The 19,988-nt window shown below is 44.4% G+C and carries 21 protein-coding genes; 4 read left to right on the top strand and 17 right to left on the bottom strand.

Features of this window, described 5'->3' with window-relative positions:
- Window positions 1-38: 38 nt before the first annotated feature.
- Entirely contained in the window at window positions 39-917 is an 879-nt protein-coding gene (gene prpB, locus KS2013_RS04345) for a methylisocitrate lyase (protein WP_068990258.1), read from the bottom strand.
- 223 nt (window positions 918-1,140) lie between these two features.
- On the bottom strand, window positions 1,141-2,646 hold the full coding sequence (locus KS2013_RS04340) for a fumarate hydratase (protein WP_068990255.1): 1,506 nt from the start codon (window positions 2,644-2,646) through the stop codon (window positions 1,141-1,143).
- 205 nt (window positions 2,647-2,851) lie between these two features.
- On the opposite strand from KS2013_RS04340, the gene pabB reads away from it, so the two are divergent.
- The 4 genes from pabB (at window position 2,852) to KS2013_RS04320 (ending at window position 7,388) form a co-directional block, all read left to right on the top strand.
- Window positions 2,852-4,282, top strand: a complete 1,431-nt coding sequence (gene pabB, locus KS2013_RS04335) for an aminodeoxychorismate synthase component I (RefSeq protein ID WP_068990253.1) — start codon at window positions 2,852-2,854, stop codon at window positions 4,280-4,282.
- Between the two features lies 1 nt (window position 4,283).
- On the top strand, window positions 4,284-4,865 hold the full coding sequence (locus KS2013_RS04330) for a CoA pyrophosphatase (RefSeq protein ID WP_068990250.1): 582 nt from the start codon (window positions 4,284-4,286) through the stop codon (window positions 4,863-4,865).
- Between the two features lie 100 nt (window positions 4,866-4,965).
- Window positions 4,966-6,339: an L-serine ammonia-lyase gene (locus KS2013_RS04325; protein WP_068990243.1), complete on the top strand. Its 1,374-nt coding sequence runs from the start codon at window positions 4,966-4,968 to the stop codon at window positions 6,337-6,339.
- Window positions 6,340-6,491: 152 nt separating this feature from the next.
- On the top strand, window positions 6,492-7,388 hold the full coding sequence (locus KS2013_RS04320; RefSeq protein WP_068990240.1) for a TIGR01777 family oxidoreductase: 897 nt from the start codon (window positions 6,492-6,494) through the stop codon (window positions 7,386-7,388).
- On the opposite strand, the gene KS2013_RS04315 is transcribed toward KS2013_RS04320, so the two are convergent.
- The 15 genes from KS2013_RS04315 to ccmA all read right to left on the bottom strand — a co-directional run bounded on the left by KS2013_RS04315 (window position 7,381) and on the right by ccmA (window position 19,964).
- Window positions 7,381-8,928, bottom strand: coding sequence for an amidohydrolase family protein (locus KS2013_RS04315; RefSeq protein WP_068990238.1), 1,548 nt, complete (start codon window positions 8,926-8,928; stop codon window positions 7,381-7,383). The two genes, KS2013_RS04320 and KS2013_RS04315, sit on opposite strands and share 8 nt — an antisense overlap.
- A 129-nt stretch (window positions 8,929-9,057) precedes the next feature.
- Window positions 9,058-9,957, bottom strand: a complete 900-nt coding sequence (locus KS2013_RS04310) for a 5'-nucleotidase (RefSeq protein ID WP_068990234.1) — start codon at window positions 9,955-9,957, stop codon at window positions 9,058-9,060.
- A 17-nt stretch (window positions 9,958-9,974) separates the two neighbouring features.
- A complete protein-coding gene (locus KS2013_RS04305) occupies window positions 9,975-10,679 on the bottom strand; it encodes an MlaA family lipoprotein (RefSeq protein ID WP_228703734.1) in 705 nt (234 codons plus the stop codon).
- A 246-nt stretch (window positions 10,680-10,925) separates the two neighbouring features.
- On the bottom strand, window positions 10,926-11,702 hold the full coding sequence (locus KS2013_RS04300) for an HvfC family RiPP maturation protein (protein WP_156768962.1): 777 nt from the start codon (window positions 11,700-11,702) through the stop codon (window positions 10,926-10,928).
- A gap of 13 nt (window positions 11,703-11,715) precedes the next feature.
- On the bottom strand, window positions 11,716-12,561 hold the full coding sequence (locus KS2013_RS04295; RefSeq protein WP_228703732.1) for an HvfB family MNIO-type RiPP peptide maturase: 846 nt from the start codon (window positions 12,559-12,561) through the stop codon (window positions 11,716-11,718).
- A 92-nt stretch (window positions 12,562-12,653) separates the two neighbouring features.
- Window positions 12,654-13,040, bottom strand: coding sequence for an HvfA family oxazolone/thioamide-modified RiPP metallophore (locus tag KS2013_RS04290; protein WP_068990222.1), 387 nt, complete (start codon window positions 13,038-13,040; stop codon window positions 12,654-12,656).
- Between the two features lie 142 nt (window positions 13,041-13,182).
- Window positions 13,183-14,208, bottom strand: coding sequence for a tetratricopeptide repeat protein (locus KS2013_RS04285; protein ID WP_068990220.1), 1,026 nt, complete (start codon window positions 14,206-14,208; stop codon window positions 13,183-13,185).
- Between the two features lie 6 nt (window positions 14,209-14,214).
- Window positions 14,215-14,613, bottom strand: coding sequence for a cytochrome c-type biogenesis protein (locus KS2013_RS04280; RefSeq protein WP_068990217.1), 399 nt, complete (start codon window positions 14,611-14,613; stop codon window positions 14,215-14,217).
- Window positions 14,613-15,188: a DsbE family thiol:disulfide interchange protein gene (locus KS2013_RS04275; protein ID WP_228703730.1), complete on the bottom strand. Its 576-nt coding sequence runs from the start codon at window positions 15,186-15,188 to the stop codon at window positions 14,613-14,615. Before KS2013_RS04275 ends, KS2013_RS04280 begins: the two co-directional genes overlap by 1 nt.
- Complete coding sequence (locus KS2013_RS04270) at window positions 15,181-17,169, bottom strand: heme lyase CcmF/NrfE family subunit (RefSeq protein ID WP_068990215.1); 1,989 nt, start codon at window positions 17,167-17,169, stop codon at window positions 15,181-15,183. Before KS2013_RS04270 ends, KS2013_RS04275 begins: the two co-directional genes overlap by 8 nt.
- A gap of 9 nt (window positions 17,170-17,178) precedes the next feature.
- Window positions 17,179-17,634, bottom strand: coding sequence for a cytochrome c maturation protein CcmE (gene ccmE, locus KS2013_RS04265; protein ID WP_068990212.1), 456 nt, complete (start codon window positions 17,632-17,634; stop codon window positions 17,179-17,181).
- 19 nt (window positions 17,635-17,653) lie between these two features.
- Window positions 17,654-17,863, bottom strand: coding sequence for a heme exporter protein CcmD (gene ccmD, locus KS2013_RS04260; protein WP_068990209.1), 210 nt, complete (start codon window positions 17,861-17,863; stop codon window positions 17,654-17,656).
- Window positions 17,860-18,627, bottom strand: a complete 768-nt coding sequence (ccmC, locus tag KS2013_RS04255; RefSeq protein ID WP_068990206.1) for a heme ABC transporter permease CcmC — start codon at window positions 18,625-18,627, stop codon at window positions 17,860-17,862. Before ccmC ends, ccmD begins: the two co-directional genes overlap by 4 nt.
- Before the next feature lie 6 nt (window positions 18,628-18,633).
- Window positions 18,634-19,305 carry a heme exporter protein CcmB gene (gene ccmB / locus KS2013_RS04250; RefSeq protein ID WP_068990202.1) on the bottom strand — a complete coding sequence of 224 codons (672 nt, stop codon included), beginning with the start codon at window positions 19,303-19,305 and terminating at the stop codon, window positions 18,634-18,636.
- Window positions 19,302-19,964 carry a heme ABC exporter ATP-binding protein CcmA gene (gene ccmA, locus KS2013_RS04245; protein ID WP_068990199.1) on the bottom strand — a complete coding sequence of 221 codons (663 nt, stop codon included), beginning with the start codon at window positions 19,962-19,964 and terminating at the stop codon, window positions 19,302-19,304. The genes ccmB and ccmA overlap by 4 nt, the downstream gene beginning before the upstream one ends.
- Between the last annotated feature and the right edge of the window lie 24 nt (window positions 19,965-19,988).

Below are 19,988 nucleotides of genomic sequence, written 5' to 3'. Positions count from 1 at the left end.
GGCCGCTTACTTGCGGCCTTGATAATCATTTTCTGTTATTACTTTTCTTTACCTTCGGCAAAAAGCTGATCCAGCTTCTGCTCATATTCATGGTAGCCAAGGTAGTTATACAGCTCTTCACGCGTCTGCATAATTTCTACCACGTCACGCTGATGGCCTTTCTCAAGAACATCTCTATAAAACGTTTCTGCTGCTTTATTCATGGCACGATAAGCACCACAGCAATACAACACGATATCAACGCCCTGCTCGCCTAATTCTTCGCATGAGAATAATGGCGTTTGGCCGAACTCAGTGATGTTCGCCAAAATTGGAGCATTCACGTGCTCACGGAAATATTTATAATCTTCCAGCTTGCTCATTGCTTCCGGGAAAATCATATCCGCACCGGCTTCTAGACAGGCGTTAGAACGATCAATCGCCGACTGCATACCTTCGACACCTAAAGCGTCCGTTCGTGCCATAATCACGAAGTTTTCATCAGTACGCGCATCGACTGCCGCTTTAATGCGATCAACCATTTCCTGCTGGCTGACGATTTCTTTGTTCGGACGGTGGCCACAACGCTTGGCAGCTACCTGGTCTTCCATGTGGAAACCCGCGGCACCCGCTTTAATCAAGGAACGCGTGGTACGAGCGATGTTAAAAGCACCACCGAAACCGGTATCGATATCCACTAATAATGGCAGACTACAAACGTCAGTGATACGACGTATGTCAACTAATAGGTCTTCTGCTGTAGAAATACCTAGATCAGGCATACCCAGAGAGTTGGCAGCAACGCCGCCACCTGATAGGTAAACCGCCTTATGACCAACCTGCTCTGCCATACGCGCCGCGTATGCTGTAATCGTACCCATCACCTGTAGCGGATTGTTCTCTTCAACCGCCTTTCTTAATTTTAAACCTGCACTCATAATTCTTTGCCTTCTTTAATTTGTAACTCTTCTTGGAGCACTACCAATTTTCTAGATTCCGTTTCAAGCCCAGAATGACAAGTATTTCACCTTTGGCGTAGCGAGCGCTGGAAAGACAAGGCAAAAAAATCAAATTTAGAAGCGGAGTTTACTAACAGTAAATGACAAATCTAAATTTTAATTTTTAACGCAGTATTTCCAAGCGCAGTAGCCAAAGCTAAATTTAGCTTGCCAGCTTAACTTTCCAAACTTGCGGCCCAGTCTTATGGACTGACTCACCACCAGAATCCACCGCCACAGTCACCGGCATATCTTCAACCTCAAACTCATACACCGCTTCCATTCCCAGTTCAGGGAACGCAACAACGCGTGAGCTCTTAATCGCTTTAGACACCAGATAAGCAGCACCGCCTGTCGCCATCAGGTAGACCGATTTATGTTTCTTAATAGCTTCGATGGCTTCGTCACCACGTTCGGCTTTACCGATCATGCCAAGCAGGCCGGTTTTATCCAGCATCATCTCGGTAAACTTATCCATACGCGTTGCAGTCGTTGGGCCTGCCGGACCTACCGCTTCGTCGCGCACCGCATCCACCGGACCAACGTAGTAAATAAAACGATTCTTGAAATCCAGGCCTTCTGGTAAGCCTTCACCAGAATCTAATAAATCTTTAATCTTTTTATGTGCAGCATCACGACCGGTTAAAATTTTACCGTTCAGCAATAGCACATCGCCCGGTTTCCAGCTGGCAACTTCTTCAGGCGTTACGTTGTCCATATCGACACGCTTAGCATCGGCTGATGCTTCGTATTCCATATCCGGCCAATCTTCGATAGACGGTGGGGCTAGCATAGCAGGACCAGAACCGTCTAATGTGAAGTGTATGTGACGTGTCGCCGCACAGTTTGGAATCATCGCCACAGGTTTTGATGCAGCGTGTGTTGGCCAGTCTTTGATTTTGACATCAAGAACGGTAGTCACACCACCAAGGCCTTGTGCGCCGATACCAAGTTTGTTGACTGCGTCATAAATTTCCAGTCGTAACTCTTCGACTTTATTGTCTGGACCTTTTTTCAATAAGTCTTGCATATTGATCGGATCCATCAATGATTCTTTCGCTAGAACCATGGCCTTTTCAGCCGTACCACCGACGCCGATACCCAGCATGCCAGGAGGACACCATCCCGCGCCCATTTTTGGAACGGTTTCAACCACCCAGTCGACGATCGAATCGCTTGGATTTAACATGACGAATTTTGATTTATTTTCAGAACCACCACCTTTCGCGGCACAGGTCACTTCGACTTTATCGCCCTTGACCATTTCTACGTGTACTACTGCTGGTGTATTGTCTTTAGAGTTAAGGCGTTTGCCCGCAGGATCCATCAATACCGATGCACGCAGCGGGTTATCAGGATTGGTATAGGCACGACGAACACCTTCGTCGACCATTTCCTGAACTGTCATACCGCCTTCAAATCTTGCATCCATACCCACTTTGACAAAAGCACAGGCAATACCCGTATCCTGGCACACAGGTCGATGGCCCATGGCAGACATACGTGAATTGACCAGAATTTGTTTCATAGCATCCTTGGCAGCTGGACTTTCTTCTTTTTCATAAGCCGCTGACATGGCCTGGATAAAATCTTTTGGGTGGTAATATGAAATGTACTGGAAAGCATCCGCGACACTTTCGATAAAATCTTCGGCTTTAATCATGCCCATTGAGGTCTCTCCGAATTATGGTTTTTCAGGTTATGTGCCACTGTCATGACCTATCGTCTTTGTTACAGTCGGCTTCGCTATACAAGCCACACATAAACCTCTAAAATCGGTGCATCATTATACAGGCTGGATCAGGCGTTTCCCAAATTTTGCAGGGGATTAGATGATTCAGCACAACATTTAGACTACTTTTTAATCAAATTGCATGAAAAAAGACCAGTCAGAGCAAGATTTTATAGAATTACCCTATCGCGATCCTTCACAAGTCAGAACCTTGTTCGGGTATTTTGCCGATGAACCATGGGCCTTATTATTTGATAGTGGCAAAACCATTCATCAGGCAGCTCAGTTCGATATTATCCTTTCTCGCCCAAAAGCTACGTTTTGTTTTAGTGATGGCAGAACGGATATTACGGGGATGGAGATAGGAGAGCTTCAAAACGAACCGTTTGAGGATTTAAAACAGTTCTATCAGGCTGGATTAAAAAAAGCCATCCGTCTCCCCGAAGAACTTCAACAGCTACCTTTTCATGGCGGCATCGCGGGTTACTGCAGTTATGACGCTGGCCGCTACGTAGAGCAGCTGCCGAGCATCGCAGAACACGATATCAAGTTACCTGAGCTTGCCTTTGGTTTATATGAATGGGCTTACATTAGCGACCATATTAATCACAAAAGCTTTCTGGTTAAATTTTCAGACTATTGCAATAACTACTGGAAAGATATCATATGTGAATTCAAAAACCTGTATGAATCAGGCTATGATCGAGAACGAGAGACTTTCAGTCTTACTTCCGACTGGCAAAGCAACATGGGTAAAGAAGACTACATTGAGCGGTTCAATAAAGTCCAACACTATATCCATGCCGGTGACTGTTATCAGGTCAATTTAGCGCAACGTTTTTCTGCTACTTTTAAGGGAGACCCATGGAATGCTTATCTGAAGTTGACCGAGCATAACCAGGCCCCCTTCTCTTCTTACATGAATGTGGGTGAACAACAAATTTTATCGCTATCACCGGAGCGCTTCATTCAGATATTCCCAACAGGACGAGGCAAAAATAAAAAGCAGCATGTGGTAACGCAGCCGATAAAAGGTACGCGTCCCAGAAGTCCAGATGCAGATAAGGATCAAAGTCTGGCTGACGAGCTAATTCGAAGTGAAAAAGATCGTGCAGAAAACTTAATGATCGTTGACCTTTTACGAAATGACATTGGGCGCAATGCTGAAGTTGGTTCCGTGAGGGTCAGCAAATTGTTTGAGTTACAGTCCTTTATTTCGGTCCACCATCTGGTCAGTACCATCGAAGCTGACCTGGCTCCTGACAGCGACGCTTTTAAGTTACTTAAACACTGCTTTCCGGGAGGCTCGATAACCGGCGCACCGAAAGTCAGAGCGATGGAGATAATTGAAGAGCTCGAACCTCATCGACGCAGTATTTATTGCGGCTCAATGTTATATTATGACTATAGAGGTTTTTTAGATTCCAATATCGCCATCCGTAGCTTAGTGACTGACAAAGGCCATATTTACGCCTGGGGTGGCGGTGGCTTGGTCGCGGACTCCGAAGCGGAGAGCGAATACGATGAAACCTTACATAAACTCAGCAAGATATTGCCAGTATTAAAAGACTAATATGATCACTTTACAGCAAATTCAGGCCGCATTAGATGCCTCTGGCGAGATAACACCAAGGGTTGCAGAATTGCGTCCCAGTGCCGTTCTGGTACCGCTGATTGAACGTGATAATGGTCTCCACATGTTATTAACGCAACGTGCAGAACATCTTCGTCATCATGCGGGGCAAATCAGTTTTCCCGGCGGCAGTATGGATGATACCGATGATGACTTGATCCATACAGCACTCAGGGAAACAGAAGAAGAAGTTGGTATTCAGCAACATCACATCAATGTTATGGGTAAACTCCCCTTGCAACCCACAACCACAGGATTTCTGATTCAGCCGGTAGTTGGGATCATTCCACACGATATGGAACTGGATCTCTGTAAGGATGAGGTTTCAGATGCTTTTGAAGCTCCTCTGGACTTTGTCTGCGACCCCGACAACCAGATTCACTCATATCGTGAATTCGGTGGAAAGAATTATTCCATATATTCAATACCTTACGATGGCTGGAACATATGGGGTGCAACAGCCAGCATTATCGTAAAATTCTCTCAGCTCATTGGCCATTCTTCATATATAGAAAAGTTATAAACAACTGGTCGGATTAGCACCGCACAGCCCTCGACTTTCGTAGCCACTGCTATCCTTAACCAGTACAATGAAAGAATAGATTTTTAATGAGGTAAAAACTTTGGCAATTAGTGTTTTTGACATGTTCAGCATCGGTATTGGGCCTTCGAGCTCACACACAGTTGGGCCGATGCGTGCTGCTCATCGCTTCATTGAGTTTTTAACAGAAGAAAAATTATTAGATTCCACTCAACGCGTTGTCAGTGAACTCTATGGATCGCTTGGTGCGACCGGTAAAGGCCACGGCTCTGATACTGCCGTGTTACTCGGTCTTGAGGGTCATTTACCAGAAGAAATTGATCCTGATATTATTCCCGAGCGCCTGGAAACGATTCGCGGCGAAGGAAAAATATATTTAAATAACGACAAGTACATCAATTTCAACGAAGAAGCTGACCTTGTCATGTACCGCAAAAAATCCTTACCTAAGCACGCCAATGGCATGATCTTTTATGCCTACGATGACAATGGTAATGAAATTGCGAAGCGTACTTTCTATTCTGTCGGTGGTGGTTTTGTAGTGAATGATGACGTTACTGCAGACTCCCCTATCATAGAAGACGATACAAAAGTTAAATATCCCTTCAGCACGGCAAAAGAGCTCATCGATATCTGCGAGGAAGAAGGTATTTGCATTTCCACCTTGATGATGGAAAACGAAAAGTCGTGGCGCAGTGAAGAAGAGGTGCGTGCTAAGCTACTTGAAATTTGGCACACCATGGAAGAGTGCATCAAGCGCGGCTGTAATCGTGAAGGTGTTTTACCGGGCGGTCTTAAAGTTAAACGTCGGGCACATGGCATCTACCGTAAACTCAAATCGGAAAATAACACCTCGGACACTCTGGCAACGATGGACTGGGTGGATTTATATGCTCTTGCTGTTAACGAAGAAAATGCAGCAGGTGGACGAGTGGTAACGGCACCAACCAATGGTGCTGCTGGCATCATCCCTGCCGTTCTTTACTACTATATGCGTTTCCATAAAAACGCTGATGAGAAGAACGTGGTTCGATTCCTATTAACCGCCGGAGCTATTGGTGTCCTGTATAAATTAAACGCATCCATTTCGGGCGCAGAAGTTGGCTGTCAGGGCGAAGTAGGAACGGCCTGCTCTATGGCAGCAGGTGCTTTAACCGAAGTTCTCGGAGGCTCGCCTCTACAGGTTGAGAATGCCGCAGAAATTGGCATGGAACACAACTTAGGTCTAACCTGTGACCCAGTTGGTGGCCTGGTTCAGGTACCCTGTATTGAACGAAACGCAATGGGCGCAATAAAGGCAATCAATGCCTCCCGTCTCGCCATGCGTGGCGATGGAAAGCATAAAGTGTCGCTGGACAAGGTGATTAAGACCATGTGGGCGACCGGTAAGGACATGCGTGACAAATATAAAGAAACCGCCCGAGGCGGACTCGCTGTTCATATTATTGAGTGTTGATCAATCAATTCCAGTCACCTTTATCGTATCAAGGTGACTGGGTTTCTCTTCCCTGCCCACAGTTCAATAACTTCTGAATAACCCACATTGTTCACTTATTATCTACAAACGTTTTAGTATATTATTGATATAACAACAGAAAGGGGGAAGTTATGTCTCAAGTACTGATCACAGGTGGAACTGGTTTTATAGGTCGTAACCTCATACCGTTACTACAGGCTAAAGGGTACAAAGTCACCGTACTGACACGTTCGGCTGATAAATACAAAGCATACCCCGTGTTAAAAGAAGTCAGACTTGTTGAGTCTTTGCAGGACGTTAATGACATTGATGTAGTGGTAAATCTGGCAGGAGCGAATCTTGCCGCCAAGCGATGGTCGGACAGTTATAAAGAAACCATCGTCAATAGCCGCCTCAATACCACCGAAAACTTGCTGGAATGGATTAAGCAGCAAGAACATAAACCCCATACCCTAATTAACGGTTCAGCCATTGGCTTTTATGGTGCTCGTGGCAACGAGGAACTGGACGAAAGCTCCACTTCTGGCAATGGCTCCGAGTTTCAAGTCAGATTATGTACTCGCTGGGAAGACGCTGCTTACCGTGCTGAAAATCTGGGGCTCCGTGTATGCTGTATCCGTACTGGAGTTGTACTTGGTCACGAAGGCGCTTTGCAGCAAATGCTTCCACCGTTTAAGTTTGGACTCGGTGGAAAACTCGGCTCCGGTAACCAATATTTTTCATGGATTCATATTAGTGACCATGTACGGGCAGTGATGTATCTAATTAAACATAGCGAACTACAAGGTGCATTTAACCTTACAGCGCCAGAGCCTGTGACTAATTACGGCCTGACCAAAACATTAGGTAAAGTGCTAGGACGCCCTACATTTGCAACGGTCCCAGAGTTTGCCCTAAAACTGCTCGTTGGTGAGTTGGCGAAAATGCTATTAACCGGACAACGGGTCTACCCCAAAAAACTGATGGAAAGCGGCTTCACCTTCGAGTATCCCACTCTCAATGAAGCCTTGCAGGATTTGCTTAATTAGCTTTTTTTGCCTGTTGCACTAACTGCTTTACGTCTTCCCGAAGTTGGCGAGCATCAAAAATAATACCGTCTTTAATGGTATATTTTACGCCGCCAACATACTCTGCTTTGTTATCCAACCCAAGACGATAATGTCCTGTGCCGTAAAGCACCTTAAAATTTGCAATAGGATTTTCTTCAACAATGACTAAGTCTGCAAGCTTGCCTGCCTGGATAGTTCCAATTTTATGATCCATTCCCAGCGCTTCAGCACCCTTAATGGTTGCAGACTGAACGACCTCTAAAGGGTGGAATCCGGCTTCCTGAAGTAGCTCAAACTCTCGGATTAGACCAAAGCCGAATATTTTATAAATATACCCTGTGTCCGAACCTGTAGTGACCCGGCCACCATGGTTCTTATAGTCATTTAAGAAACTCATCCAAATCTTATAGTTTTCTTTCCAGTCTATTTCATTCTGTGTTGTCCAGTCGAAGAAATATGAGCCGTGGGACTCCCTGTTAGGCTCAAAGAAAGCCTTTAGCTTTGGATGTGTATACTCTTTATGCCAAGGTGCATTTCGCGCACGCATGACATCCCTACTAGCCTCATAAATAGTCAGCGTAGGATCAATAGTGAAATCTAAATCAATAAGTTCATCTCGAACATTGTTCCATTTGATAGAACCTTTCGGAGCGGCCTGCTGCCATAAACGCCCCGCTTCTGTAAATCGATGCGACTCATCATTATAGTTATAGTCGAGTGGGTAATCCTGTATGACCTTGTCTTCAAATAATGCCTCAGGCAGTCCATACCAGTGCTCCATGGTAGTCAGGCCCATTCGCGCCGAATCAAGGGCATTGGTACCAACAACATTCAATTGAGCATGGTGCATCATGGTACCCAGTCCCTGTTTTTTCGCTTCATCCAAAGCTGCTTCCATCATTGGACGAGGCAAGCCAAAAAATTTAATACCCTGAGCACCTTTATCAGCTACATGCCGAACCCAGCGACGAGTTTCATCTGGTGTGGTAATTTCTTTATCCCAGTCCATGTTGAAACCAACATAAGGAACGATTCTTGGAGCAGTAATATCATTATCTTTACTCAACTCCTGATGCTTCAATGTCCAGTCAAGCCCGTTAAAGCTACCTGGCTCTCTGACTGTCGTAATGCCGTGCGCCAGCCATAGCTTAAAGGGATACTCAGCAGGTAATCCATCGACACTTCCCGCAATATGACCGTGCATATCCACAAAGCCCGGTAGCACATAATGTCCGGAAATATCGATAACTTTATCACCTTCATTTGCCTTTGGTCGGCTTGATGCTTTTATCGGTACACCTGGCGCTCCGACAGACTGCACGGAAACAATAATATTGTCCTCAATAATAATATCAACAGGCCCAAAAGGAGGCGCACCTTTGCCATCAATGACAATACCGCCTCTTAGAATTAAGCGCTCATAAGGACCTTCGCCCTCGGTACGCTGTGGGGCATCAAGCGTTTTAGCGTTTAGGCTTACAGATAATGCAAATAACAGAACAGAAAAGAGAAGCTTCATACTATTTCCCAATTATTTTGACTACAGCAAACATGCCGTAAACCAATAGAAATAGCAAGAAAAGGGGAGCTTTTTAGAATAGTTACAGCGAAAACTGGCTTTAAGAAACAAGTTTATCGACTGGAAGAGTTACTCATTAATTACGCCATTAGGCACATGGCCACTCGGGATGTGCCCTTTAGCACGGTCTATATGCCCTTCCTGATCATCGAAGAACACATCCGCTCCAAAGGCTTTAAGAAACTTGGTTTTATCCATGCCACCTAAGAACAGCGCCTCATCAATACGGATATCCCAATAACGCAGGGTTCGGATAACGCGTTCATGGGCAGGAGCCGAGCGTGCGGTAACTAAAGCAGTACGTATAGGACAGTTTTCCTGAGTGAATTCTTTTTGTAGTTTGTGCAATGCTGACAGAAAGTTTTTAAATGGCCCACCTTCCAATGGTTTTTGTGCAGACTGCTTCTCGGAGCGAGTAAATTCTTCCAGCCCGCCTTTTTGAAATATCTGCTCCGCTTCATCGGAAAACAGCACCGCGTCACCATCAAAAGCGAACTTTATAATATCACTGCCGTTACCTGACTGGGTTGGTGACACAATGGTTGCGGCCGCTATTCCAGCATTAATTGCCTGCATTACATCTTTTGGATTAGTCGATAAAAATAAATGTGCACCGAAGGCTTCTGCATAGAGGTAAGGACTGTTGCCGGAGGTAAATGCTGCCCGGGTAATTTGCAGACTATGACTTTCGATAGAGTTAAAGACTCTAAGCCCTGTATCTGCACTGTTTCGGGATAATAGAATGACTTCAACTCGAGGAGTATCTTTATGAGTTTCATTTAGAGACAATAGTTTTTTTACCAGCCCAAATGCTGCGCCTGGCTTCAAAAGTTCGTCTTCATGATCAATTTGATATTGTGCGTAGCTATCAACACCACTTTCCATGTATATACGGTGACTTTCAGCTAGATCAAATAAAGCTGTGGAAGATATCGCGATTACTAATGTGTCGTTAAACTCTATCGGCATTTTTTATCCCAGAAGAATTACCATTCCTCACAGTCTTCTTCAAACTCACATTCATCTTCAATCGGCGGACGGCCGTCATATATTAAAAACTCACGGCGTTGTAAGTAAGCATCCCTTACCATGAGATACTCGTCAAGGGCTTCTTCAAGCTGATCCTCTAATGGTAGAAGTTCAGCTCGCATGTCTACCAACCAAAGCGAGCGCAATGCCCACTCAGTCTGCTCATCATTTAGTTCATCGTAAGGACTATAGATACCAAACGCATCTACCGCGAAACCGACACCATCTCTAGGGTTAGATGGCCCAAGGAATGGCAACATCAGGAAAGGCCCTGAGTCGAAGCCCCAGACAGCCAGGGTCTGACCAAAATCCTCTTCTTCTTCATCAATACCCATTTCTGTAGCAGGATCTAATAATCCTGCCAGGCCAATGGTACTGTTAATCAAGAAGCGTCCAGTACTCTTCCCTGCCTGACCAACCTTGCCCTGGAATAGTGAATTGACGATATTTGAAATCTCACCGAGGTTATCAAAGAAGTTGGATACACCCTTCTCAACGGGATCAGGTGTAACGTACTGATACCCCTGCGCAACAGGCTTTAGGACTGCTTTATCTAAGCTTCTATTGAATTCCCATACTGCCCGGTTTTGTTCCTCGTAAGGGTCCTTAGGATTTTCACCAGTAGTTGTACAGCCCGCCAGCAAGAGTACTGACAAAATCATTATAAAATGGTTAAGTCTCATTCCTTAATAACCTATATTTTGTTAATGTCGCTAATCATAAAGCACAAAAAGAAGTATGACCAGCTCAAGCGAGCGGTCTATACAATTCTGTAAATAGCTTATCCAAGAAGAAGTGAACTCTACATCAATCCTTCAAACGACTTAGTTTGCTCAATTTATGGTTGCTGATTTTAGCACCGTGATAAAAATTGCGGAACCACAAAAGAGGCGGTAGTTACTAACTAATTACGCAGTTCCCAGCAGGATGTCACGTTCCAGCAAACTATTTAATATTTGACGTCCGCCATTAAGCAACTGTTCAGGATTGGGGAATTGAGTCTCTTCTATCAATTGCTTCAGAGCTTGCACCCCTGTAATTTGCTCTCCACCTTCTTTATGCTCAATGAATATCTCCAGAAGCCGATAGGTCATGGGGTTTCCCTGCATGAAGTCAACTTCATGCTTTCGATTACGGCTAATCAGTAAAAATGTTGGCTGCTCGGGAGCCTCATCCGGTAGGTAGCTTTTACCAATGCGATGAACGGGATACTCATAGACCAGACTTTGAGCCAGTGGAGACACCACAACAGGTTCATTCATTAAGTCGCCGTTACGCTCATGTGGCACGGAAAGAATATTGTCTTTAGCCGAGACCATATATATTTCCATCCACTCCCAATGAGCCAGCTCCTGCATGAAGGGCCAGTCATCTTTCTCTGCTTCACGGTGGTTGGTGATGAAATCAAGAAACTCTTTTGAAATATCGATAAAGTAGGGGGAATCCGCTCTGTAGTCAGTGAAAAACTGGCGAACCATTCGATGCCATTTCCCCTCCTCCGTAATGGAGTGAAGCACTGGGAAGCTGTTTCGACAGAAGTTCTGGATATTGTTATAAAACAAATCCTGATATATCTTCATTCTTCTAGCTTCAATACCCTGCGGCGCCTCGTTTTCTGAAGGATTCCTCAGGTTTTTAGAAAATTCGTACTGAATTTTCTGAAACTTAGGGAGTGGCTCAGTCACGTCTCTATTCTCCCTAGGCAATAGCACTACCAGTGGTTAAGTCTGAGCTGTATTTATCCTGAAGCTTTTTAATATGATCGACTTCCAGCAATAATTCGGCCATTGGAGGGATATTAAAATCTCGCTCAAGCAGCGTTGGGAATACCCCAAAGTGCTGGTACGCAGTTTCCAATAAAGCCCAGACGTCAGGCTTCACATTGTCACCATGAGTGTCAACCTTCAAGTCGTCAGCCTCGTCGTAGTGCCCTGCTATATGAGCATAAGCGATCCTATCTTTGGGCAAGGCCAATAAAAACTCTTCGGGATCGTAGCGGTGATTAATACTGTTAACGTAAATATTATTAATATCGAGCAACATGTCGCAGTCAGCTTCTTCTAGCACAGCTCTAAAGAACTCGAGCTCCGACATTTCTTGTCCAGGTGCAGCATAGTAGGATACGTTTTCCATAGCCAGTCTCTGACCAATGATATCCTGCACCTGCTTAATTCTATCGGCAACATAATGTACAGCCTCCTCCGTGAAAGGAATCGGCATTAAGTCATACATATGACCGTCATCACTACAGTAACTCAAGTGCTCGCTGTAGCAACGTATATTGTAGCGTTTAATAAACTTAGCGACGTCTTTAACAAACGCCGTATCAAGAGGTGAAGGACCACCGATTGATAAGGATAAACCGTGAATTACGAAAGGAAAATGTTCAGCATACTCGCCAAACACCTGCTCTAGATTCCCGCCAAAAGGTAGCCAATTCTCAGGCGCCACTTCCATAAAATCAACGTTTGAGCTTTTTAATGCATCAAACTCTTTCATGAAATCACGTCTTAGACCTAATCCTGTGCCACTTACTGGATACAAAATACCACCTGTTTTGTTGAAAATTAGAGTAGAAAAGCTAAAGAAGATAAGGCAGCAGCTATGCTACTGCCTTACATAACGAATGGTGATGATTAAGCTTCGCCGCATTTACCTTCTTTTTCAGCTTTACCTTCGCCGCATTTACCTTCACCACATTTACCTTCTTTGGCTTTACCTTCTTCGCCGCACTTGCCTTCGCCGCACTTGCCTTCGCCACATTTACCTTCTTTGGCTTTACCTTCTTCGCCGCACTTGCCTTCACCGCACTTGCCTTCTTTTTCGGCTTTGCCTTCTTCGCCGCATTTGCCTTCGCCACACTTACCTTCACCATGGCCGTCAAATTTAGCAAGCTCATATCCAGCTTGAAGATCATTTAATTCGAAAGGATTGTCACTAGCTACTGCAGCGCCACCAGCAGCTGAAGCTGCGATTGATGCACTTACGATTGCGGCTAACTTTACTTTATCTTTGTTCAACATAGACTTTCTCCTATTACACTGTTTAGTTAAATTATTCAGAGACTTAGACCCAACATAACCGAATTTGTTACAAAATTTCAAAAAACAGTTCAAATTTGTGACTTTTTGAGAATAATGTCACGTAATTTAGAGTCTGGAAAGACTATTCCACAACTTCTGTGATTTCTATGTGAAACGTTTTACTAGGTGTCAGCTTGTTTAAGACAGGAGTTCTACCATATCGATCACCGGCTTCAGGCTTAGCCATACCGCTCTGTGAGAGTCTCACTTCTATGTAGACGTTTTCTGCGTCCCATAGATTAACGTCCGGTAACATGACATCCCCTGGAGATAACCGTAAGGGCTGATTCAGTGAGGAAAGTTGCAAAGGCTTTACTGCAATTGGAGGGCCGCCAGCTTCATTACGGATTAGAACAAATGCTTTTTTATAACGAGTCAGCAGTAACTCATCAACATTATCAACGATCACACCTACAAAATTCATCTGTGCCAGTTTTAACTGTCTTTTCGCCAGATTTATTTGCTGTTGAATTAATTCAGCTCCCTTACTGCCTGGCTCTTTCATTCCAAGAATCCTCTCCCAGTAAGGTATGGCCTGTTCAAACTCTCCCTGTTTAAAGTGATTAACACCCTGCCACATTAGCGCTCCTTCATGGTTGGGGCTATTAATCAAAACCATATTGATATGTCTTTCTGCAAACTCATAGGCTTCATTACTACCCTGGTCAATAAAGTTTCGTGCAAACTCAAGACGCACTGCGGGCTCAGGTTTAATATCGATGGCCCGTGTAAATGCTTGCTCGGAAAGAGCTATCTCACCAAAGCGAAGGAAAATGTTTCCCATTTCCTTCCACTTGTCAAAATTTCGTGGATCAGCTTCGGCCCTCAGCCTCAGCTCAGCCAATAAGTCTTGAATAGAAATATCTTTTTGTTCTGCTTTGTCTGCAAGTTCTTTCAGACTTAGCCCTTTGAGATCTTCATGAAGCTGTGCGGTAGCTTTCAGCTCTTTATGTGCGCCAATATATTTATAACTGACCAACGAAGCAGCTGTAGCCAATAATAGCATTGAAAGGTAGATCAAAATTCGCTTTTGACCACTGAAGATATCACTGAACAGCCATGCCGCCCAGACCAATACTAATAAAACTAAAGCCAACCACACTATCATCAGTATTTATTCCTCAGGAGTTACTTTTCGACGACCAACTTTGGCCAAAACAATAACCAAAATAATGACGAAGACAATTAAAGGGGCGAACCATAAAAAATAGTTTGCAGGTTTTACTGGTGGGTCATATAGAACAAAGTCACCATAGCGTTCCTGCATATACCTTAGGATACTTCTCTTCGATTCACCATCCATAACTTTCTGGTAAACAATGAATCGCAGGTCTTCAGATAGTCCTGCATTGGACTCAGCTATTGTCTGGTTCTGACACTTTGGGCAACGTAACTCATGGATAATTTCAGTATATAACTGTTCCTGCGCCTGGGTTTCAAATTCATAGGTTTCAATGACGGCTAAAACTTGCGCGCTCATAAGAAACATTAAGATACTGAATATATTTTTCATTATTGCCCCTTAGACTCTACTGTTACCGGCTTAATCTCCGAACCTTTAATTTGCTCCATAATGGGTAGTAACTTTGTGCTCCATACGCGGTCATCAATCACCCCCACATAACGAAAGCGAATAGTTCCATTCTTGTCCACAATGAATGTTTCTGGTGCGCCGTAGACACCGAGATCAATCCCTAAAGTCCCTTGCTGATCAGCGATGATCATGTGGTACGGATTACCCTTTTCCTTTATAAAGGTTAAACCGTCTATTGTCTCATCTTTATAGTTTACTCCGACAATAGGAATTTCATACTTACCCGAATACTTCATCAAGTAGGGGTGTTCAATATGACAGGGACCACACCAGGAGCCCCAGATGTTCATTAGAAATAACTCTTTGGGTAAGCTTTCCTCAGTGAAAAGCTGCTCAGGATTTTGTAATGCTGGAAGCTCAAAAGCAGGTACCTGTTTGTCAATCAGGTTTGAGTTCAGTTTTTTCGGATCATTCTTCAGGGCGACCCAGAAAAACACAATTAAAACCAGAAATACAATAATCGGCCCAACAGCCATAAGGGCTTTTTTATTCACTTGCTAACTCTCCTGACTGATTACCTTCAGACTTTTTCTGTTTCTTTAAACGACGTTTTTCACGATAACGTTTATCAGATATCGCCAGTAAACCACCCAGCGCCATAAAGATAGAGCCTAACCATATCCAACGGACAAAGGGCTTATAATAGAGACTGACAGCCCAGGCACCATCTTCCAGAGGCTCGCCCATTGCCATATAAATGTCACGGAACAAACCCGCATCAATATCAGCTTCTGTCATGACCATCCTTGAAGCATTGTATTTACGCTTTTCTGGATGAAGTTCTGTTAACAGCTCACCATCAGAGAAGACCCGGAAACTACCGGATGAAGAAATATAGTTTGGTCCCTGAGTATTTTTAAAGTCATAAAACTCAACCTCAAAATCCTCTACCGTAACCGTCTCGCCCTGCTTGATTTTGATATTTTTCTCAAGACTGTAGTAAGACGTTAAAACAACACCTAAGACAGTAATAGCGACGCCAAGATGAGCGACCAACATTCCCCAGTAACTGCGGCTAATCTTTTTAACACCAGACGCAATATTTTGACTTTTTGAAGCCTGGCTTAAAATATATTTTGCACAGCCAGCAAGCACCCAAAGACCCAATGTAGTACCTACTACTGCCATCGGCTCCAAATCACCAAGGACGATGACAATCGCCATTGCCACCAGCAATGCGCCAATAGCCCACAGCCAGTACTGTTTCAAAAATGGTTTCAACTCCTGCTGCTTCCAGTTTATCTGCTGACCAAAAGGCATCAGTATCAGTATTGGAATCATGAAAATTGAAAACATTAAGTTAAAGTACGGAGGGCCGACAGACGACTTACCACCGGTAAAAGCTTCCTGAATCAATGGATGCAAGGTACCAAGCAAAACCATGAAAGTAACCACTGCAAGCAAGGCATTGTTAAACAGTAAGGCTGTCTCACGAGAGTACAGAGCGAAGTTTGATTTAGAGCGAATTTTGCTGGACTGGATAGCATAAATTAAGAGTGATGCTCCCACTACAATAGCCAGGAAGATCAGAATAAAACGTCCGCGAACCGGATCATTAGCGAAGGAGTGAACCGAAGTTAGTACTCCAGAGCGGACCAGGAAGGTACCAAGCAGACTTAAGGAGAAAGTCATGATAGCCAATAAAACCGTCCAGGACTTAAACACTCCCCGCTTTTCAGTAGCCGCTAAAGAATGAATCAAAGCTGTGCCGGCTAGCCAAGGCATAAACGAAGCATTTTCAACCGGATCCCAGAACCACCAGCCTCCCCAGCCAAGCTCATAGTATGCCCACCAGCTGCCTAAAGCGATTCCCAGTGACATAAAAATCCACGCTACCGTAGTCCATGGACGACTCCAACGAGCCCACTTGTGATCGAGATCACCCTGCAAAAGACCGGCAATAGCAAAAGCAAATACAACTGAAAATCCAACGTATCCCATATATAGCATGGGGGGGTGAACTATCAGACCAAAATCCTGTAATAAAGGATTTAAGTCAGCGCCATCAATTGGAATAAAAGGTAAGACGCGCTCAAAAGGATTTGAGGTAAAGAGAGTGAATGCGATAAAGCCAACAGCTACCAGTCCCATCACGCCCAGAACTCTTGCTACCAGTGCCGAAGGTAGCGACTTACTGAACAGAGCTACCGCTGCCATCCAGCCAGTCAGTATCAATACCCACAATAATAAGGAGCCTTCATGAGCACCCCATACAGCAGATATTCTGTAGTGAACAGGTAACTGAGTATTTGAATGGTTAGCGACATAAGCCACTGAGAAGTCGTTAGTAATAAAAGAGATTGTCAGGCACACGAAGCTCGCCAACACCAATAAAAAAATACTGATGGCAGCGCGTTTTGAAAAACGAATTAAGCCTTGATGCGAAGTTTGTGCACCATAAAAAGACAAAGTACCTAGGAAAATGGCGTTGATAAACGCCATAATCAGTAAGAAATTTCCGACTTCTGGGATCAAGTTATATACCTAATATTCTGCTTTCTTGGATTTGACTGGGTGGCCGTATTTTTCCAGCGACTGCTCGATTTCTGGTGGCATATATTTTTCATCATGCTTAGCCAGTACTTTTGTCGCTACTAATCGATCTGCCTCAACTAATTTACCTTCAGCAATAACACCCTGCCCCTCTTTAAAGAGATCAGGAAGAATACCTTCATACTGAATCATCATCGTATTTTGATTATCGGTAATCTGGAACTCGACGTTTAAACCATCTTCAGCTCGCTTTACCGAATTATATGAAACCAGCCCACCGACACGGATAGTTTTATCCATCGGGGCTTTACCCTGAGCAACTTCAGTTGGGGGGTAAAAATGATTAATATTTTCAGACAGTGCAAATAATACTAATGCCACTGCCCCAGCCAATAAAGTCAGGCCGGCCAAGATTGCGATCAATTTATTACGTCTATGAGCTTTCATCGTCGTCTACACTAATTGGTTATTCAGCTTTAGAAACTTTCAGTTTTCGAGCTTTGGGTTTATCGGATTGCTTAACGTTGGCTTCTGCGATTACTTGCTTGCGTAAAGAGCGTAACATTATTCTGAACCCAAAAAACAATCCCAGCAGGACAAAAAATGTCATTAGATAACTAGACCACACATAGGCGCCATGCTTGCCCATAAAAATAAATTCATGCCAGCTGCTCATGATTGACCTCCGTTATGTGATCTTTGTGTTGCCCATTCTTCAACCCAACGAGCTTTTTGGTTACGCAGAATGATTTCGGCACGCAGGCGCATAATCACAAGTGCCGCAAACAGCAAATAGGTTGCTCCAAGCATGATAAACAAAGGCGTCTGAAATTCTGGAGCCAGCGCACCTTTGGCCGTCACTGAATAGCCTTGATGCAGTGTGTTCCACCACTTCACTGAGAAATAAATAATCGGGATGTTGATAACACCTACAATAGCCAAAACAGCACCAGCCTTATCTGCCTTGGTTCTATCGGAAAAAGACGCATGCAGTGCTATATAACCTAAATATAAAAACAACAGCAGAAGTTCGGAAGTCATACGTGCATCCCACTCCCACCAGGTTCCCCAGGTTGGCTTACCCCAGACGGAGCCTGTGAATAGTGCGAGGAATGTCATGGCTGCACCGACGGGTGCGATAGCTCGCGTTACGGCAAAAGCCATTTTCATTTTCCAGACCAAGCCAATTATGGCAGCAATAGCCATCGCCACATAAGCTACCATTGATAAGGCAGCAGCTGGCACATGAATATACATAATTCGTACCGTATGGCCCTGCCCCTGGCGAGCCTCTATCGGTGATGCCCACAAAGAGTAGTACAAGCCAACTGCTAATAGAATCAATGTGACCGCCCATATCCATGGGAGCCACTGACCTGTTTTTTGGAATAAATATTTTGGAGAACCCAGCTGGTGGAACCAGCGCCAAGCTTTTGCCATTAAATCTTAACCTACTGAAATTTTTAGTGCGCGGCCCGAAGTAAAAGGCGCAAATACTAACGTAATCAATAAAAAAGCGCCCAAGATGGCGAGTTCGCCATTATAACTCATATTTTCAAGGGATGCTGTAACAGTCGAAGCCCCGAAAATAAGTACCGGCACATACAAAGGAATAATCAAAATAGACACCAGCAAGCCATTACGGCTGGCCGCCAGAGTTAAACTCATGCCGACCGCACCTAATAAACACAGTGTTGGTGTACCCAATACCAGACTCAACATTAGGATCCAAGTATGGGCTGAATGCTCAACGCCATGATTGATCTGCATCAAAACTCCGAGCAAAGGCGACAAAATAACCAGTGGTAAACCGGTCAATAGCCAGTGTGCGATGATTTTACTGGTCGCTACCATAGTCGGTGAACTCATCAGTAGCAGTTGCTCCAGAGCCCCATCCTGATAATCGCTTCTATAGAACTGCTCAAGTGAAAGCAGCATGGACAATAATGCTGCTACCCAAATTACTCCGGGTGCTAATTTTTGGAGCACAGGTGCATCAGGGCTTACTGCGAATGGGAACAGGCTGACGACAATAATAAAGAATAATAATGGAATCGCCAGCCCAATCCAGTTTCGTCTGGCGACCTTTAATTCGCGGCGCAATAGAGTCAATATCATTCGTGTTCAACTCCTACGCTCTGATCGATCGGTAGCTCTTCAATGTGGTGATGAGAAGTAAACAAAACGGTCCCACCCTGCTGCTTGAAAGCCATCGCCTTTTCCGATAACCAGCTCCGAGTTTTATGATCAAGGTTGACAAAAGGCTCATCGAGAATCCAAATTTTTGCAGGTTCCAGGATGAGGCGCGCCAGAGCGACTTTATGTTGCTGTCCAGCTGATAATTCAGCAAACATACGGTCCTCAAGTCCACCGATACCCAACTCTTCAAGTACCGAACTAATTTTCTGATGTAATGGCTTACCCGTTATCGAACAGCGCATTCTAAGGGAAGCATAGAATGCCAGGTTTTCAGCAATACTCAGTTCATTTTTCATTGAGAGGCTGTGCGCCAAAAAGATGAGATCTTGAAAATAACCAGATTCAGGATGAGTAATTGGACGCTTATTCCAATACATGCTTCCATGATCCGCAGGCAACAAACCCGCCAGACAGCGCATTAACGTGGTTTTCCCTGCGCCATTTTCACCGTGAAGATAAGTAATTGTTGAAGGAGCTAGATGGAGCTCCGCGTCTTCCAGCAGAACCTGCTCAGATCGAGAAACCGTCAGCTCATGGGCATAGAGTCCATTGAATTGAATGTCTGAAGTTTGAGACATATAAACGACGGTTTGGCATAAGTT

Origin of the sequence: Kangiella sediminilitoris (genome assembly GCF_001708405.1) — a bacterium.
Classification (GTDB): domain Bacteria; phylum Pseudomonadota; class Gammaproteobacteria; order Enterobacterales; family Kangiellaceae; genus Kangiella; species Kangiella sediminilitoris.
The sequence above is the reverse complement of the archived record's forward strand: the minus strand, read 5'-3'. Positions and strand labels throughout refer to the sequence as shown.

Bases quoted from the DNA above. Each gene is read 5' to 3' on its own strand.
- prpB (WP_068990258.1), bottom strand. From the start codon at position 917: ATGAGTGCAGGTTTAAAATTAAGAAAGGCGGTTGAAGAGAACAATCCG.
- KS2013_RS04340 (WP_068990255.1), bottom strand. From the start codon at position 2,646: ATGGGCATGATTAAAGCCGAAGATTTTATCGAAAGTGTCGCGGATGCT.
- pabB (WP_068990253.1), top strand. From the start codon at position 2,852: ATGAAAAAAGACCAGTCAGAGCAAGATTTTATAGAATTACCCTATCGC.
- KS2013_RS04330 (WP_068990250.1), top strand. From the start codon at position 4,284: ATGATCACTTTACAGCAAATTCAGGCCGCATTAGATGCCTCTGGCGAG.
- KS2013_RS04320 (WP_068990240.1), top strand. From the start codon at position 6,492: ATGTCTCAAGTACTGATCACAGGTGGAACTGGTTTTATAGGTCGTAAC.
- KS2013_RS04315 (WP_068990238.1), bottom strand. From the start codon at position 8,928: ATGAAGCTTCTCTTTTCTGTTCTGTTATTTGCATTATCTGTAAGCCTA.
- KS2013_RS04310 (WP_068990234.1), bottom strand. From the start codon at position 9,957: ATGCCGATAGAGTTTAACGACACATTAGTAATCGCGATATCTTCCACA.
- KS2013_RS04305 (WP_228703734.1), bottom strand. From the start codon at position 10,679: ATGATTTTGTCAGTACTCTTGCTGGCGGGCTGTACAACTACTGGTGAA.
- KS2013_RS04290 (WP_068990222.1), bottom strand. From the start codon at position 13,040: ATGTTGAACAAAGATAAAGTAAAGTTAGCCGCAATCGTAAGTGCATCA.
- KS2013_RS04285 (WP_068990220.1), bottom strand. From the start codon at position 14,208: ATGATAGTGTGGTTGGCTTTAGTTTTATTAGTATTGGTCTGGGCGGCA.
- KS2013_RS04280 (WP_068990217.1), bottom strand. From the start codon at position 14,613: ATGAAAAATATATTCAGTATCTTAATGTTTCTTATGAGCGCGCAAGTT.
- ccmE (WP_068990212.1), bottom strand. From the start codon at position 17,634: ATGAAAGCTCATAGACGTAATAAATTGATCGCAATCTTGGCCGGCCTG.
- ccmD (WP_068990209.1), bottom strand. From the start codon at position 17,863: ATGAGCAGCTGGCATGAATTTATTTTTATGGGCAAGCATGGCGCCTAT.
- ccmC (WP_068990206.1), bottom strand. From the start codon at position 18,627: ATGGCAAAAGCTTGGCGCTGGTTCCACCAGCTGGGTTCTCCAAAATAT.
- ccmB (WP_068990202.1), bottom strand. From the start codon at position 19,305: ATGATATTGACTCTATTGCGCCGCGAATTAAAGGTCGCCAGACGAAAC.
- ccmA (WP_068990199.1), bottom strand. From the start codon at position 19,964: ATGTCTCAAACTTCAGACATTCAATTCAATGGACTCTATGCCCATGAG.